The 13,647-nt window shown below is 62.6% G+C and carries 14 protein-coding genes; 9 read left to right on the top strand and 5 right to left on the bottom strand.

Annotated elements, in window-relative coordinates; all coding sequences use genetic code 11:
* Positions 1-5 precede the first annotated feature (5 nt).
* The 5 genes from PQU94_RS04305 to PQU94_RS04285 form a co-directional block, all read right to left on the bottom strand.
* Positions 6-1,826 carry an asparagine synthase-related protein gene (locus PQU94_RS04305; protein WP_272740264.1) on the bottom strand — a complete coding sequence of 607 codons (1,821 nt, stop codon included), beginning with the start codon at positions 1,824-1,826 and terminating at the stop codon, positions 6-8.
* Position 1,827: 1 nt separating this feature from the next.
* The gene (locus PQU94_RS04300; RefSeq protein ID WP_272740263.1) at positions 1,828-2,496 is read right to left on the bottom strand and encodes a lasso peptide biosynthesis B2 protein; all 669 of its coding nucleotides are present in this window, start codon (positions 2,494-2,496) and stop codon (positions 1,828-1,830) included.
* A 448-nt stretch (positions 2,497-2,944) separates the two neighbouring features.
* On the bottom strand, positions 2,945-3,094 hold the full coding sequence (locus PQU94_RS04295; RefSeq protein WP_013479924.1) for a lasso peptide astexin 2: 150 nt from the start codon (positions 3,092-3,094) through the stop codon (positions 2,945-2,947).
* A gap of 143 nt (positions 3,095-3,237) precedes the next feature.
* Positions 3,238-3,849: a GntR family transcriptional regulator gene (locus PQU94_RS04290; protein ID WP_272740262.1), complete on the bottom strand. Its 612-nt coding sequence runs from the start codon at positions 3,847-3,849 to the stop codon at positions 3,238-3,240.
* 171 nt (positions 3,850-4,020) lie between these two features.
* Positions 4,021-4,296 carry a hypothetical protein gene (locus tag PQU94_RS04285; protein ID WP_272740261.1) on the bottom strand — a complete coding sequence of 92 codons (276 nt, stop codon included), beginning with the start codon at positions 4,294-4,296 and terminating at the stop codon, positions 4,021-4,023.
* A gap of 379 nt (positions 4,297-4,675) precedes the next feature.
* Between PQU94_RS04285 and PQU94_RS04280 the strand changes: the two genes are divergently transcribed.
* The 9 genes from PQU94_RS04280 (at position 4,676) to PQU94_RS04240 (ending at position 13,613) form a co-directional block, all read left to right on the top strand.
* A complete protein-coding gene (locus PQU94_RS04280) occupies positions 4,676-6,727 on the top strand; it encodes a ParB/RepB/Spo0J family partition protein (protein ID WP_272740260.1) in 2,052 nt (683 codons plus the stop codon).
* A 312-nt stretch (positions 6,728-7,039) separates the two neighbouring features.
* Positions 7,040-7,348: a DUF736 domain-containing protein gene (locus tag PQU94_RS04275; protein WP_272740259.1), complete on the top strand. Its 309-nt coding sequence runs from the start codon at positions 7,040-7,042 to the stop codon at positions 7,346-7,348.
* A gap of 425 nt (positions 7,349-7,773) precedes the next feature.
* Positions 7,774-8,964 carry a DUF932 domain-containing protein gene (locus PQU94_RS04270; protein WP_272740258.1) on the top strand — a complete coding sequence of 397 codons (1,191 nt, stop codon included), beginning with the start codon at positions 7,774-7,776 and terminating at the stop codon, positions 8,962-8,964.
* 255 nt (positions 8,965-9,219) lie between these two features.
* A complete protein-coding gene (locus PQU94_RS04265; RefSeq protein ID WP_272740257.1) occupies positions 9,220-9,456 on the top strand; it encodes a helix-turn-helix transcriptional regulator in 237 nt (78 codons plus the stop codon).
* Positions 9,457-9,476: 20 nt separating this feature from the next.
* A complete protein-coding gene (locus PQU94_RS04260; RefSeq protein WP_272740256.1) occupies positions 9,477-9,983 on the top strand; it encodes a S26 family signal peptidase in 507 nt (168 codons plus the stop codon).
* The gene (locus PQU94_RS04255) at positions 9,980-10,555 is read left to right on the top strand and encodes a lytic transglycosylase domain-containing protein (RefSeq protein WP_272740255.1); all 576 of its coding nucleotides are present in this window, start codon (positions 9,980-9,982) and stop codon (positions 10,553-10,555) included. The genes PQU94_RS04260 and PQU94_RS04255 overlap by 4 nt, the downstream gene beginning before the upstream one ends.
* A 180-nt stretch (positions 10,556-10,735) precedes the next feature.
* Entirely contained in the window at positions 10,736-12,724 is a 1,989-nt protein-coding gene (gene rlxS / locus PQU94_RS04250; protein WP_272740254.1) for a relaxase/mobilization nuclease RlxS, read from the top strand.
* A 77-nt stretch (positions 12,725-12,801) separates the two neighbouring features.
* Positions 12,802-13,041, top strand: a complete 240-nt coding sequence (locus PQU94_RS04245; RefSeq protein ID WP_272740253.1) for a hypothetical protein — start codon at positions 12,802-12,804, stop codon at positions 13,039-13,041.
* Positions 13,042-13,169: 128 nt separating this feature from the next.
* On the top strand, positions 13,170-13,613 hold the full coding sequence (locus PQU94_RS04240; protein ID WP_272740252.1) for a Ros/MucR family transcriptional regulator: 444 nt from the start codon (positions 13,170-13,172) through the stop codon (positions 13,611-13,613).
* Positions 13,614-13,647 lie beyond the last annotated feature (34 nt).

The following is a 13,647-nucleotide window of genomic DNA, read 5'->3' as shown; positions in this document are numbered from 1 at the left end:
GGTGGCTAGGGTGGCCCCGCCCGGGAGTCGGGCGGGGTCTCATTTCTGGGGGTGTCCTCCTGGCGCGGGGGCTTTGTCGTATGCCCGACGCTTTGCCAATGGGTGGTCCAAGCCTCAGCTTCGCTCAATCCCAGAAGCAGAATATGATCCGGTGCCGTCATCACGTGCGCCGGTGTAAGCACGCGATCAATCGCCTCCACGTCGATTAGACCGGCCCGCGCCAGATGGCCGTCGCGCAAGAGCGCTCGTAAACGCGCCCGGTTGCGTTCCACAATCTCAAACGCGAACACATTCGGGGTGCCTTTGGAGGTGCGGTGGATGACCGCCTCGGGCAGATCGGCTTCAAAAGCCCGTCGCGCGACCGAGCGATCCCGGCCGCCCTCGCACCACCGCCAGGATGGTATCCCCACACACAACTCGACGAGCGGCTGCGACAAGAGCGGATTAATGTCTGGTGGCCAGTGCCTTGGAAAACCATCGATCGTACCCTGGATGCGGGTGAGGTGCGCGATGTGCGCGGCCTTGCCCGGCAGGGCCTGCGACGGGGCCTCCAGCCACGGGTGATAAAGCGTGTCGCCGATCTCGTCGATTGCCGCCTTCGACAAAAAGCCAGCTACGCCGCGCCAGTCGTACCTCGGTGAGGCCCGCAGCTGGCGTCTCGCCGCGTGGCGCAGGGCCTCGCCATAGCTGCATCCGGTCAGACGGCAGATATCCGTCAAAGTCGCCCACAGATCCGACCAGTGTCCCCGTGCCCGAAAGCGATCGACCAGCGGTGAGGCAGAGCGCAGATGGCAAAACACATTGTCCCCGCCCACGCCCGAAAAATAAGCGTCAACGCCAAACTGTTGCGATGCCGCCCATTTCAGGCGATTGGCGCTCTGTGCGAACGGATACTGGGAAGGCCGGGGCAGATGCGCGGAGGTGGAACGCTCGATATCAATGTCCGCGAAGCTATGGACCTCCTCCTGCAGAGCAAGACCTTGCGAGCTGGCGGCCAGCCTCGCATAGGTGCGTTCATCGCCATCAGGATCAGCCGTCGACAAGGTGACGCAGGTCGTGTGGGTTGGGCTTCGCCCCAAGGCGCAGGCGAGTATCGAGGAGTCCAGACCGCCGGAGAGGGACAGCCAGACGTGCTGAAACCGGCTCGCCCAACCTGACACACAGCCCTCAAGTGTGTGTTTGAGGTCTTCGGCCAGCTGATCTCGCGGCCGGTCATCGACGTGCAGGGCATGCGCCCACGGGGACCAGAGGTCGGTAATCTGACGTTCAGGCAAGCGCAGACACTGACCGGCCAGCAGGTCGCGCACGCCGACCAACGCCGTTCGTGGCGAGCGCAGGTCCGCGGCAAACAGGTGCCTCGCCAGACCCGTGTAATCGATCTGGGGGGCAAGGCCGCTTATAGACACAAGAAGATCAATATCAGATGCCAGCCAGACCGCATGGGGGGTAGCAAAATAAAGGCAGGGGAGGGCGCCTGACGGGTCACGGAGAACCTCAATTCGGGTGTCCCCGCGCAGGCTCAGCAGAGCGATATAGCCACCCCAATAGTCATCAAACAGGTCTCTGCCCGCCGAGGCGAGAATCCGTTCGGAGGAGGACTGGGTGAGGGTCTCCACCACTTGCGCGGGCGTTGCCCGCCCAAAAAGGGTGCCCAATATCACACCCGCCTGGTCTTGGTGCTGAAAGGCAATGGCTGGGGCATTCGCCCAGACGGCCAGTCTGTTTGTGTGGAACTGGAGACTCAGGTCAGGGGCCACAAAGGCTGGTGGATGCTCTGTGAAGGGGTTGGGGTCAGTATAGACAACGGCGATGTACCGGAAGGCCATGTCAGATCACCGCGATGGGCGTGAATGGGCGAACATTGTCAAGCACATCACTGAGAAGCATCTCACCTCGCTGCACCCAGGCATGGGCCGCGAAGGGCCGCAGACGCACGCCGATCACGACATCCGTTTCATAGCCGTGCGAAAGCAAAAAATGGCATAGCGCCAGAGAGGTCGGCAGGCATTTATCACTCATGGAGAGCAGGCGCCGCGTGCCCAGAAAGCCATGGATCAGTGTCGGGGAGGGGGCGCCTTTTGGGGCCAACGTGCGACTTGCGCAGCGCCGCTTGCGACTGGCGAGCCCGGACAGATTCAAGTTAAGCGGCAGAAGTCGAAGGGCCAGGGTCACGGCCATTCGGGTCGAAAACACGCTCAGTCCGCAAGTGACCGCCACCGGTAGGTCGATCGCAGGCACGGTTCGCGTCGGGAGGCTGTAAAGGGTAGGTGGGGGTGTCAGACCCGGTTGAGCCCGGGGCCGTATCACGCAGGCCTCCACGAGCGCCGCGAGTTCCGCCTCATCTGCGGCAGACAGGACGTCGCCAGCCACGAGCCGCGAGAGGGCGTCAGCGCTGGCCGGTGTAGAGGCAAAATAGCGGTTGTGTGTCCGGTCGAAAAAAACGGCGCGACCATCGACAAAGCAATAGCTAAGACCGTTGGCCAGATCGTAGCCCATCTGTCAGTCCAGTTCTCTCTATGGGGGGCGTTCTCGCAGAATCGCTGAGATTTGGGGGGTGCTGCGGTGGAGCAAACGGCTAAGGTCGTTGGGTTCGCTTGCGAGACGGCCTTGTGTGTTTGCGGGTCAGGCATTGGCGCGTGTCGCCGGGACACGCGCCCGAGGGTCAGTCCGCCAAAGGCGCATGCTGATCCCAATACTGGCCGCTAACGCTATCGAGGCCTACCATAGGTGTCGGCCCCTTCGTCTGTGTCGTGGCCCGACCGAGGTCGGCCAGAGACGTGCGTACCGCTCTGCGGCGAAAGACTGTAAGCATACCAAGTCTCCTGAGTTTGAGCCCGAAGGCTCAGCGTGGATGTGAGATCCCATCGCGGCGAAGCCGGGGGTCGGTGACGCTGACAATGGGAAGGAGAAGAGGGCGCGCGCCGTGGGAGCGCGCACCCGAAGCTTAGTCTGCCGACAGACCGAGCTGGTCGCGGAACTGGCCAGACACGCTGTCGAGCGCCTGGATTTGCGTCAGACCCTTGGTCTGGCGGGTAGCCTTGCCGAGATCGATCAGTCCCACGCGGCGGGCGGCAATGGTCGTACGCTTGGTCATCATACACTCCTGTAGGTTTGAGGTTGGAAAGCCATGCGGTGCATGGCCCCGTGAGCCTACGCCCGTGAGGCGAGTGTTCTGGCAGGGATACTTCCGGGATACCCCGAATGTTCAGGGGTGACGGCGGTAGGGGGCTCTGACGTCTACTGGGCGCGGCAGCGATAGGCTTCGGCCACAATGTCCGACAGCCTTGACAAGCGTCGATGGTAGTAGCGTTTCAGCCGACGGCGCAGCGCGTCCGGATTGGGCTCTTTCAGCGCCTCAAGCAGGCTGTTGATTTCTGCCTCGACGTCAAAGGCTTGGAACGGAGAACTGCGGCGGATGGCCCCAAGATGCGCCGACACCTGGGCAAGTGCGGTCCGATACACACTATTGCCGCTGCCCTCAGCGATCAGTCTGAGAACCGCTTCGATGCTGTCTTCGGTTGCGTTATCGAGCGCAAGCTCTGGCGGTGGCGCGGAGGGTATGGCCCCGTCACGTAACGCTAGCAGCACAATGTCCTGCTCCCAGTTATAGAGTTCCCGCAACGACTGAACAGTCACCCTCGGCCGGTAAAACCCGTCATGGGCCTGGGCCGCCAGAAGGCCCTCACCGACGAGTCGGTTCAATATATTGCGGATCGGCGATTTGCTGACATGGTACTGCTCGCATAAGGCCTTGATATTGATCCGCTCGCCCGGCAGGACACGCCCGGACAGAAGCTCTCGCTTCACCTCCAGATAGAGTGTCTCAACAACCGAGTCCTGCGTGGGCATACGCCCGCTCCCTTCATACACTTTGAGCTGAAAAACCTTATACGGATGGCCAGTGCCCGTCCTTAGAGCGTGGCTGAGTTTGGGGCATTTGAATTGTGGTTGCGCGTCAAGGTAGTGGAAATGCGTTCTGTCATCAATATGTCATAGAGCGGCCCCAACGGCCCTTTACCGTTACTGAGGCCGGTTGATCAGTTTCACAAGCTGCGGGACCAGCGCCTTTCGACGGTCAAAATAGACCTGAAGCAGGGTTTGGAGCCGCGTTATGTCCCGATCCGCCCAGGCTTTGGCCAAGGCTTCCAGCTCCTGCGCCCGGTCCGGTATCAGCGCCGCCTCATAGGGCCGGACCTGCCGCATGATCTCGTTCATCCGCGCCATCTGCCCTGACAGCCACGGGTTCTCCATGCCGTTCACCACCTCATTGAACAGCCGCTCGGTCGCCATCGTCACCTTCGCCTCCTCCTGGAGGGAGCCGCGTGGGGGCATGGGCGGGACATCGGTCATGGGCGCACATCTAAGGTGGGATCGGCTTGAGGGTGACACGAACGGGTGAAGCTTTCAACCCAGGGCCGTAAGGTGCTGAGGGCATCTTAGGGTCTGTGGGGGAGGGCTAAGGGCTCCGCCCTCGCGCCGGTCAAGAACCCTTCTGGCGGTCTCCCCGTCTTCCTCCGGTCATCTGAGACTTAGGGACACGCGGTCACGTCCGTGCAGCCGGGGGATACCCCTCCGCCAGAACGGCCTTGACCTCTGCTACCCCGGTCTCGGCGACGGCCAGGGTTTCAGCGCGGCGGTGTGCCCGCTGAAACCCAAGCCTAGAAAGGAACAGACCATGTCTAAACCAGCCCTCAAATCCGCCTCAAGCCTCGCGGCCCAAGGCGTCACCCACACCCTGATCCCCTTGGATCGCCTCCTCAAATCCCCCGACAATGCCCGCAAAACCCCGCACAGCGCTGCCGCACTGGCAGCCCTTCGCGCCAGTGTTGCCGCCAAGGGCCTCTTGCAAAACCTCATCGTCAGGCCAGAGCGCGACGACCACGGCGATGAAACCGGCTTCTATTACGTCACCGCAGGTGAAGGGCGCAGGCTCGCCCAGATCGCCCGCGCCAAAGATGCCGAAATCCCCCGTGACACCCTCATCCCCTGCGTCATCCGTGATACCGACGACGCCCACGAGGTCAGTCTCGACGAAAACGTCACCCGCGAGGCCATGACCCCCGCCGACCAGTACGAAGCCTTCCGCGCCCTGAATATCGACCGGGGCATGGATGCGACCGATATTGCCGCCCGCTTTGGGGTCTCTGAACACGTGGTCAAACAGCGCCTGCGCCTCGGCGCGGTTTCGCCCGTCCTCCTGCAGGCCCTCCGAGATGAAAAACTCACCCTGACGCAACTGATGGCCTATACCGTCAATGCCGACCATGCCCGACAGGAAGCCGTCTTTGACCGCCTCAGGGGCAGTTACGCCGATCCCTACCACATCCGCCGCCTTCTCACCGAAGGACAGGTCCCCTCACAGGATCGCCGCGCCCGCTTTATCGGCGCAGATGCCTATGAAGCCGCAGGCGGCGTCATCGCCCGCGACCTCTTTACCGAAGAAGGCGGCGGCTATTTTACGGATGCAGGCCTGCTCGACCAGCTGGTCCTCGACCGCCTAACGGCATTGGCCACCGAAACCCAGACCGCCGAGGGCTGGAAATGGGCCGCCGCCGCGCTCGACTACCCCTATGCGCACGGTTGGGGGCGCGTCTATCCGCAAACCGTGCCCCTGTCACCGAAGGCCGCAGAGCAGTTGCAAGCCAGGCAACAGGCGCTCGAAGACCTGTTAGCGCCGTTTGAGGGAGCCGACGAACTGCCCGACGAGATCGATCAGGCCGCAGGCGTCCTCGAAACTGAAATCGCCGCCCTTGAGACCCCGCAGGACGTCTATGATCCGCAAGACATCGCCCGTGGCGGTGTCATCGTCACCCTGTTGAGCGACGGCGGCGCGGCCATTCATCGGGGGCTGATCCGCCCTGAGGACGCGCGGCCCGAACCCGAGGCCGCCGAGGCGGAGACCGAAGACTTCGCGGCTCACCCGGACGATGCGCCGGAAGACGGGGAGGGTGAGGATCAGGCCGAAGGGGCTGGCCTGCACACCGAGGACACAGAAGATGCCTCCGATACCGTGCCCCTGTCTGATCTTCTGTTGCGAGACCTGACGACCCACTGGACGCTGGCGCTGCGCTATACACTGGCCGAACAGCCGGAACTCGCCGCCCGCTTTCTCGTCCATAAGCTGGCGCTCGACACCTTCTATAGTCAGCGCAGCGTCACCTGTCTCGATATCACCGCGCGCAGCGCGTCGATTGAAAGCTTCGCCGAAGGCTTAGACGACAGCCCGACCGCCGCCGCGCTCGCCGCCCGACACGAAGCATGGGCGGCGGGTCTGCCCGATAACCCCGCCGATCTGTGGCCCCATCTTCTGACGCTCAACGCTGAAACGCTCGGGTCGCTGATGGCCCATTGTACGGCCCTGACGGTCTTTGCCGTGCGGCAAGCCTATATGCCTGCCGCCCCCTATGTGGCCTCGCTGATGATGGCGCGTGATCTGCGGCTGAACATGACCGACCACTGGACCCCTACGGCGCGCAGCTATTTCAGCCGGGTGACCAAGGGGCAAATCTTAGCGGCGGTGCGCGAAGCGGTAGGGGATGAGACGGCCAGTCGTCTCCACAAGCTGAAAAAGCCGGAAATGGCCGAAGCCGCCGAGCAACTCGTGCAGGGCACGGGCTGGCTGCCTGCCTGCCTGCGCACACCCGCACCACCGGAGGAGACGGCGCATGAGCCACTGGCCTTGCCGCCCTCGGATCAAGTGCCTGATCTGCCGGAAGCGGCGGAGTAGGGGAGACCGGGGCCGCGTTAGCGGTCCCGGTTTTCATTATTGCCCGTCTCTGAGGGGCGCGGGGTGTCCCGTCTGAGGCGGGCCGACGCAAGGGCGGCCGCGACGATGGAGGTCTGAACGCAACCGGACCTTGGGCGCGCAACGGGCTTTGGGGGCTTTTTTCCGCCGCGCTTCGCGCTTTGCATCGCGAGGCAAAAAAGCGCCCCGCCGCCCGTCCTTCGGCCCTGCGGGTGCGCGCGGTCCGGCCCCGTTCGCAGCGACCCCATCGCGGTCGCGATTGGCGCGGCCCCGACCTCAGAAAGGAACACCCCTATGTCCATCATCGGCACGTTTGTAAAATCTGACACCGGCTTTACCGGCACCATCAAGACCGTCTCGCTCAACTTCAAGGCCAGGCTCGTTGAAACCGACGGCGGCTCCGAAAACGCCCCCGACTACCGCGTCTATAGCGGTGCCGCCGAGGTTGGCGCCGGCTGGAAACGCACCGCCGAAAACAGCCGCGCCTACATCTCGATCAAGCTCGATGATCCCTCCTTCCCGCATCCGATCTATGCGAGCCTGTTCGAAGGCGAAGACCCCGACACCTTCAACCTCCTCTGGTCGCGTCGGCGCAGCCAGTAGCTGACCGCAATCGGTCTTTTTCGGCCTCGCCGCACATGCGGCGGGGCCTTTTTTGTGGTCTCAGGAGAGGGAAGAGGGAGCGGCCCCGGTCAAAGGGGCCGCTCGGGTCACCGGAATCGAGGGGGGGGATGGGGCCGGTGACGAGGATGACGCTAAAGGAAGGCGGGCGGTCTGACCACACACAAGGGCGTGAGGGCGCTGTTTAGGAAAAGAGCTAAGGGCTCCGCCCTCGCGCCGGTCAAGGGGGTGTCCCTTCGGTCCCGATGGCAGCGGTCTCCCCAACCTTCCTTGGCTTCGCCTGCGTGCAGGTTGGGTGATCCCCCACCGCCGCCATCGCCCCTGACCGTTGCGACCCCGCTCTCGCCGAGGGGCAGGGTTTCAGCGCGGTAAAGGCGCTGCAACCCAAGCCCAAAGGAGACTTTTCCATGATGAACGATACCCCCACCGAAGCCCCCGTCACCCAAGCCTTCAAGGTCAATCCCTATCGCGGCACCGTCAATAGCCGCGTCTCTGGTCAGTGGTTTTCACGGCCTGACGATCAGCGGTTTCTAAGCCTCGATGACCTCTTTGCCCATACCCGCCAACGCCGCGACACCGCCCATGTGCGCACTGTCGCCTCAGACGCCGTGCGCGTTATCGCCGAGCGCGACGACGTTGAGAGCCTGCGGCTGGTCTGCCCCGGACGCGACACCCCGACGGCCCCCACCCACTGGTCATTTGGTCAGTTGTGCGGGCTGGTTGGCGCACCGTCGGGCTATCTGCGCCAGCTCCCGGCCCCTCTGGCCGCCATTAACCTGCAGCATGGTCTGCTGAACCACCGCGCCGAACTGATCAAAACACTTGAGACCGACACCGGCGGACTTGAATTGCGCGCGGTCACCGGCCCTGACTATGGCCGCATCTGGGATTACGAACTGGTGCAGGCCGTGCAAAAGATCGCCGGAAATGGTCTGGGCGATACGCGCTGGAAGGTCCCCGGGGTGCTGGACTGGGGCACCATGACCCACAATCCCTTTGTCGATGTGACCAAGGAAACCACGACGCTTTATGCCTCAGATCGTGACGTGTTTTTGTTCCTCGTCGACGACACCCACCCCATCGAAGCCGGGCGTCTGCCTAATGGCGAGCCCGATCTATATTTCCGGGGCTTTTATGCGTGGAATTCCGAAGTGGGCTCAAAAACGCTCGGGATTGCCTCGTTTTATCTGCGTGCCGTGTGCCAGAACCGCAATCTCTGGGGCGTCGAAAACTTTCAGGAAATCAGCATCCGCCACAGCAAAAATGCCGCCAGCCGCTTTGCGTGGGAGGCCGCCCCGGCGCTTACAAAGTTTGCCAATTCCTCGCCCGCAGCCTTCATTGAAGGCATCAGGGCCGCGCGCGAAACCGTGGTCGCAAAGACCGATGAAGACCGCGAAGACTTCCTGAAAAAGCGCGGCTTCTCGAAACCCGAAACGGCCAAAATCATCGAAACCGTGCTCAATGAAGAAGGCAAAAAGCCCGAAAGCGTCTTCGATTTTGTGCAAGGCCTGACCGCTCTGCCGCGCTCAAAACCGCATCAGGACGCCCGTCTGGACCTCGAAACCAAGGCCCGAAAACTGATGGCCGCTGCCCTCTGACGCGCCCCCGCCGCGCGGTCACATTGGCTGCGCGGTCCCTCTCTTATTGCCGGGTCCCGCGGGTGTCGAAGGCCGCGGCTCGCCATGCCTGCGGCCTGGCTCGCGGGGTCAAGAGAGAGGCAATGGAGACCGCTGGGCAGAGGGGAGTCTGATCGGCGGGGAGGGGATTTCGACACTCCCGACACCCCTTACGGGGCCGCATCCTTGGGGCGAAACCGCTGTGGTTTTACCGTTCTATCGCAAGGAAACGATCCCATGTCCGATGAAAACGCGCGGGCTGCCAGCGCCAAAAAAGGCAGCCCGTTTCTCAATACCGATCAGGCCGCCCACTATATGGGGCTGTCACGCCGCACCCTCGAAAAGTTTCGCGCCGAAGGGCAGGGGCCCGCCTATCGCCGCCATGGCCGCTATGTCCGCTACCATATCGACGACATCGACGGCTGGTCGCGCGCCTCTGGCCAAACCGACGTGCCTGTTGAGGCGCGGGTGTGATGGCAGCTCCCAAGATTTCGATGAGGTCAAGCCGCAGTCGATGGCGTGTCACGGGTCTGAGCGTCGCGGCTCTGGTCGTTTTGGGGCTCTCTACGCAACGACAGACTCCGCCCTCGCTGATCTACAACGCCAGTCCCAGTGTGCCGATCGGCCTCTATTTCGTCGCACCCGTCCGAGAGCTGGAGACGGGTGATCTGGTGGTCGCGCGCCTGCCTCAGGCCGCCCGTGAACTGGCTGATGTAAGGCGCTATGTGCCTGCAACGGTTCCCGTGCTCAAACACCTGGCGGCGATTGGCGGAGACGCGGTCTGTGCCATGGACGCCGACATTCGGATCAACGGAAAACAGGTGGCGACACGCCGTCTGCGGGATCGCCTGGACCGGCCCTTGCCGTGGTGGCGGGGCTGTCGGCGGTTGCATTCTGATGAGGTGTTTCTTCTCAACCCAGGTGCCCCTGACTCCTTTGACAGCCGCTATTTTGGACCGGTCGGCCTCGACCATGTTATCGGAAAGGCGCGGCCCCTATGATCCGCTGGAAATCGGTCCTCAGCGCGCTGGGCGTCCTTTTGTCGGCGGGAGAGAGCCACGCGCAAACCTCGCCCGCGCTGGTCCGTTGGGCTGAACCCGTGCGTGAGGCCTCTCAGCGCTTCGGCGTGCCCGAGGACTGGATTTATCGCGTCATGCAGGCTGAAAGCGGCGGCCACACACACCTGAACGGACAACCGATCCGCTCGAAAGCCGGCGCGATGGGCCTTATGCAACTGATGCCCGGCACGTGGTCCGATATGCGATTGGCCCACAACCTTGGGGCCGATCCGGATGATCCCCGTGATAACATTCTCGCCGGCACCGCCTATTTGCGCGCCATGTTCGATCAGTTCGGGTATCCCGGCTTGTTTGCCGCCTATAATGCCGGACCCGCGCGCTATGCGGCCAGTCTGAAAGGCGAAACCCTGCCCACTGAAACGCGCGCCTATCTCAAAAAGCTTGTCCCGGAAAACCAGCCATCGGTCGCCGAACGTCCCTCCCTGACCCCGTCCGACAGGGGTCTCTTCGCGATCAAACGCACCGCCGAAGGTGGAAAGGGCTTGGGACCGTGACGGGGCGAGATCGGACGAGGTTCGGCGAGGGACGGGTGGGTTTCGGGCAAGATAAAAGACCGTCTCTTCGTGACGGTAAGTCTTTGTCTGCACATCGGAAATTCGGGAGATAAGGGGGCTAAAGGGAGAGATGGTCGTTGCGCAAGGGATTGATTTCATTGGGTGAGGAGTCTCTCAAACATGACCTCTGAAGAACGGTTTGAACCGAGACTCGGGCGGATGCGGTCCATAACGGCGAAAGCGCCCAAGTCGTTCCGATCCTGCGTCATCGGGGCGGTTCAGCGCGCCGGTGGCTTCAAGCGGGCAGGAAAATCGGCCACAAAATCCAGTGGAACCTATGGCCGTGGCGCCGGCGTCGGGCGGCTCCTGACCGCCAGTGCCACGCGAGGCCGAACGGCCCGGCGTGTGGTGGTCAAGGCACGGTTTGTTCGCCTGGCCGGGAAAGGCCTTCGCGCCGCGGCCGCACACCTCGCCTATCTTCAGCGCGACGGCGTCACCCGCGAGGGTGCGCGCGGCGTCCTCTACGGCCCGCAGGCCGACCGCATAGAGGCCTCTGATTTCATGGGACGCTGCGACGGGGATCGCCATCAGTTTCGCTTCATCGTCGCGCCAGAAGACGCCCACCTCTATGACGACCTCAAACCGCTGACCCGTAAGGTCATGCAACAGATGGAAGCCGATCTGGGAACGAGGCTCGACTGGGCGGCCGTTGATCATTTTAACACCGGCCATCCGCACACCCATATAGTGCTTCGCGGCCGCGATGATCGCGGCAAGGATCTGGTGATCGCCCGCGAATATCTGAGCGAAGGGTTTCGCGAGCGGGTGCAGGCCCAGGTCAGCCTCGATCTGGGACCCCGCTCGGAGCGGGAAATCGCCCTGGCCCTGCAGGCCGAAGTCAGTCAGGAACGCCTGACCTCCATCGATCGTCAGCTTCGCCGCGAGGCCGACGATCAGGGGCATGTTGTGGCCGGTCATAGCGATCCGGCGATGAGCGCTGCCCGCGCGGGACGGCTGGTCAAACTGCAAGCGCTGGGTCTGGCCGAAAAAGCATCCGGCGGGCGATGGCGGCTCGACCCTGAAATGGAGACGACGCTGCGCCAGATGGGAGAGCGGGGAGATATTATCAAAACCCTGCACCGCGCCCTGACAGACCGCGGGTTAGAGGCGACGCTGTCTGAAGCGCAGATGCATCTGCCATCGGCACCCTCACCCGTACCCGTGGGCGCACTGACCGGTCGCCTGATTGAGCGCGGGATCCTCGAGGAGCAAAGCGATCGCCACTACGTCATACTGGAAGGCATGGATGGCCGGACGCATTTCGTCGATATAGGGCAGGGCGCCGCGACAGAGGCACTGCCCAAAGAGGCGGTCCTTCAGGTGACGCCACGCCGGCCGGAAATCCGGGAGGTCGATCGAACGGTGCTCACGGTGGCGCAAGCCAATGGCGGTTACTACACCATTGAGATACACCTGATGTTCGATCCCACCGCCCGTCGTCCTTTCGCCGAAACCCACGCCCGGCGTCTTGAGGCGATCCGCCGCACGACTGGGGCTATCGACCGGTTGCCCGACGGTCGGTTCCGTATAGATCCTGACTACCTCGATAAGGCTCTGGCCTATGAGCGCAAAGACGTAGCGCGCTTGCCGGTTTCGATCACGGTACAGGCGTCGCGTACCCTCGATAAACTGGTCAGCTATAAGGGCGTGACCTGGCTTGACCGTCAGTGGGTTGCCGGCCCGTCTACTGAGTGTGCGCGCACCGGCTTTGGAGAAGCGCTTCGCGTCGCCTTGCAGGCGCGCCGTCAATGGCTGTTGGAGGAGGGGCTCTGGATGCCGGTCACGGGTCCGGGGGCTGAGACCCTGGACCGGTCTGTTCTCAAGACCTTGCATCAGCGGGAAATGACCGAAGTCGCCGTGGGTCTGGAGGCCAACACCGGAAAGAGCTGTCGTACCGTACCGAGAGGCGGCCTGGTGGAGGGACGGCTGCGGGAAATCATCGCGACGGAATCGGAGAAATACGCCGTGGTCGAACGGGCCAAAGACTTCGCCCTTGTGCCGTGGCGGCCCGTTCTCGACAAACACATCGGGCAGGAAGTCTCGGGTCTGATGCGCGAAGGGGGGATTAACTGGACCATCTGCCGGGCGCGGGGCCTCGAAATCGATTAACCCGCTCCTGTGGTGGACGATCCTTGTGGCCGCGCGCTTGCAGCTGTGGCACACTGTAAGCGGAGAGGCAGTGACCCATGACCATGCAGACCCGCGTCAAGGAAGTGACGCTTCAGGCGTTACGCGAAGCGATCGCGTCGGGTGATCCGGGCGATTACAGCTGTCTCTTTGATGGCCGCAGCGATCTTTCGACCTGGAGCCGACAGGCCCGAGAACTCGAGCAGTTCGCGCAAGGCCGGGGCTTTCGGTCACGCGCACACCCGTCCGCCATGAGCGCCAACCTCGTTGATCTGATTGTCGTGCGGATCCAGGTCTAGGATGGCGCGTTTGCCAGAGGACCTGACGCGTCAAACATGACTTTTGACGAAGAGCGGGCTAAAGGATAGAGGTAACTGACCTCTCCTTTAACAGTAATCGTCTTGAAGACGGTATAAGGCAACAGACATTGGAACAAAAAGCAGATACGACCAATCTCGTCGTTGAAATCGTCACGGCCTATGTAAGCAATAATTCTGTGCCTGCGGCCGAGTTGCCGCAGCTGATACACAGCGTCTCGGTCGCTTTAAACGGTCTGGCATCTGCTCCCGTTCCCGAACCTGAAATCAAGGTACCCGCCGTCTCCATAAAAAAGTCGGTTGGTGCGGATTACATTATCTGTCTGGAAGATGGTCGTCGCTTCAAATCCTTGAAGCGCCATCTGGCCTCGAAATACAACCTGACCCCCGACGAATATCGAGCCAAGTGGAACCTTCCCAAAGACTACCCTATGGTCGCTCCGGCCTATGCCGAGGCCCGATCCAATCTGGCCAAGCAGATAGGACTCGGACAAGGGGGACGCAAGTCGGCGTCTCAGGTGGCAGCAAAGCCTGCGCGTCGGGCGAAGGCGTAGGCCTTAGAGCATCGTTTCGAGGGCCCGTCTTGCG

Source organism: Asticcacaulis currens (assembly GCF_028550395.1).
Lineage (GTDB): Bacteria > Pseudomonadota > Alphaproteobacteria > Caulobacterales > Caulobacteraceae > Asticcacaulis > Asticcacaulis currens.
The sequence above is the reverse complement of the archived record's forward strand: the minus strand, read 5'-3'. Positions and strand labels throughout refer to the sequence as shown.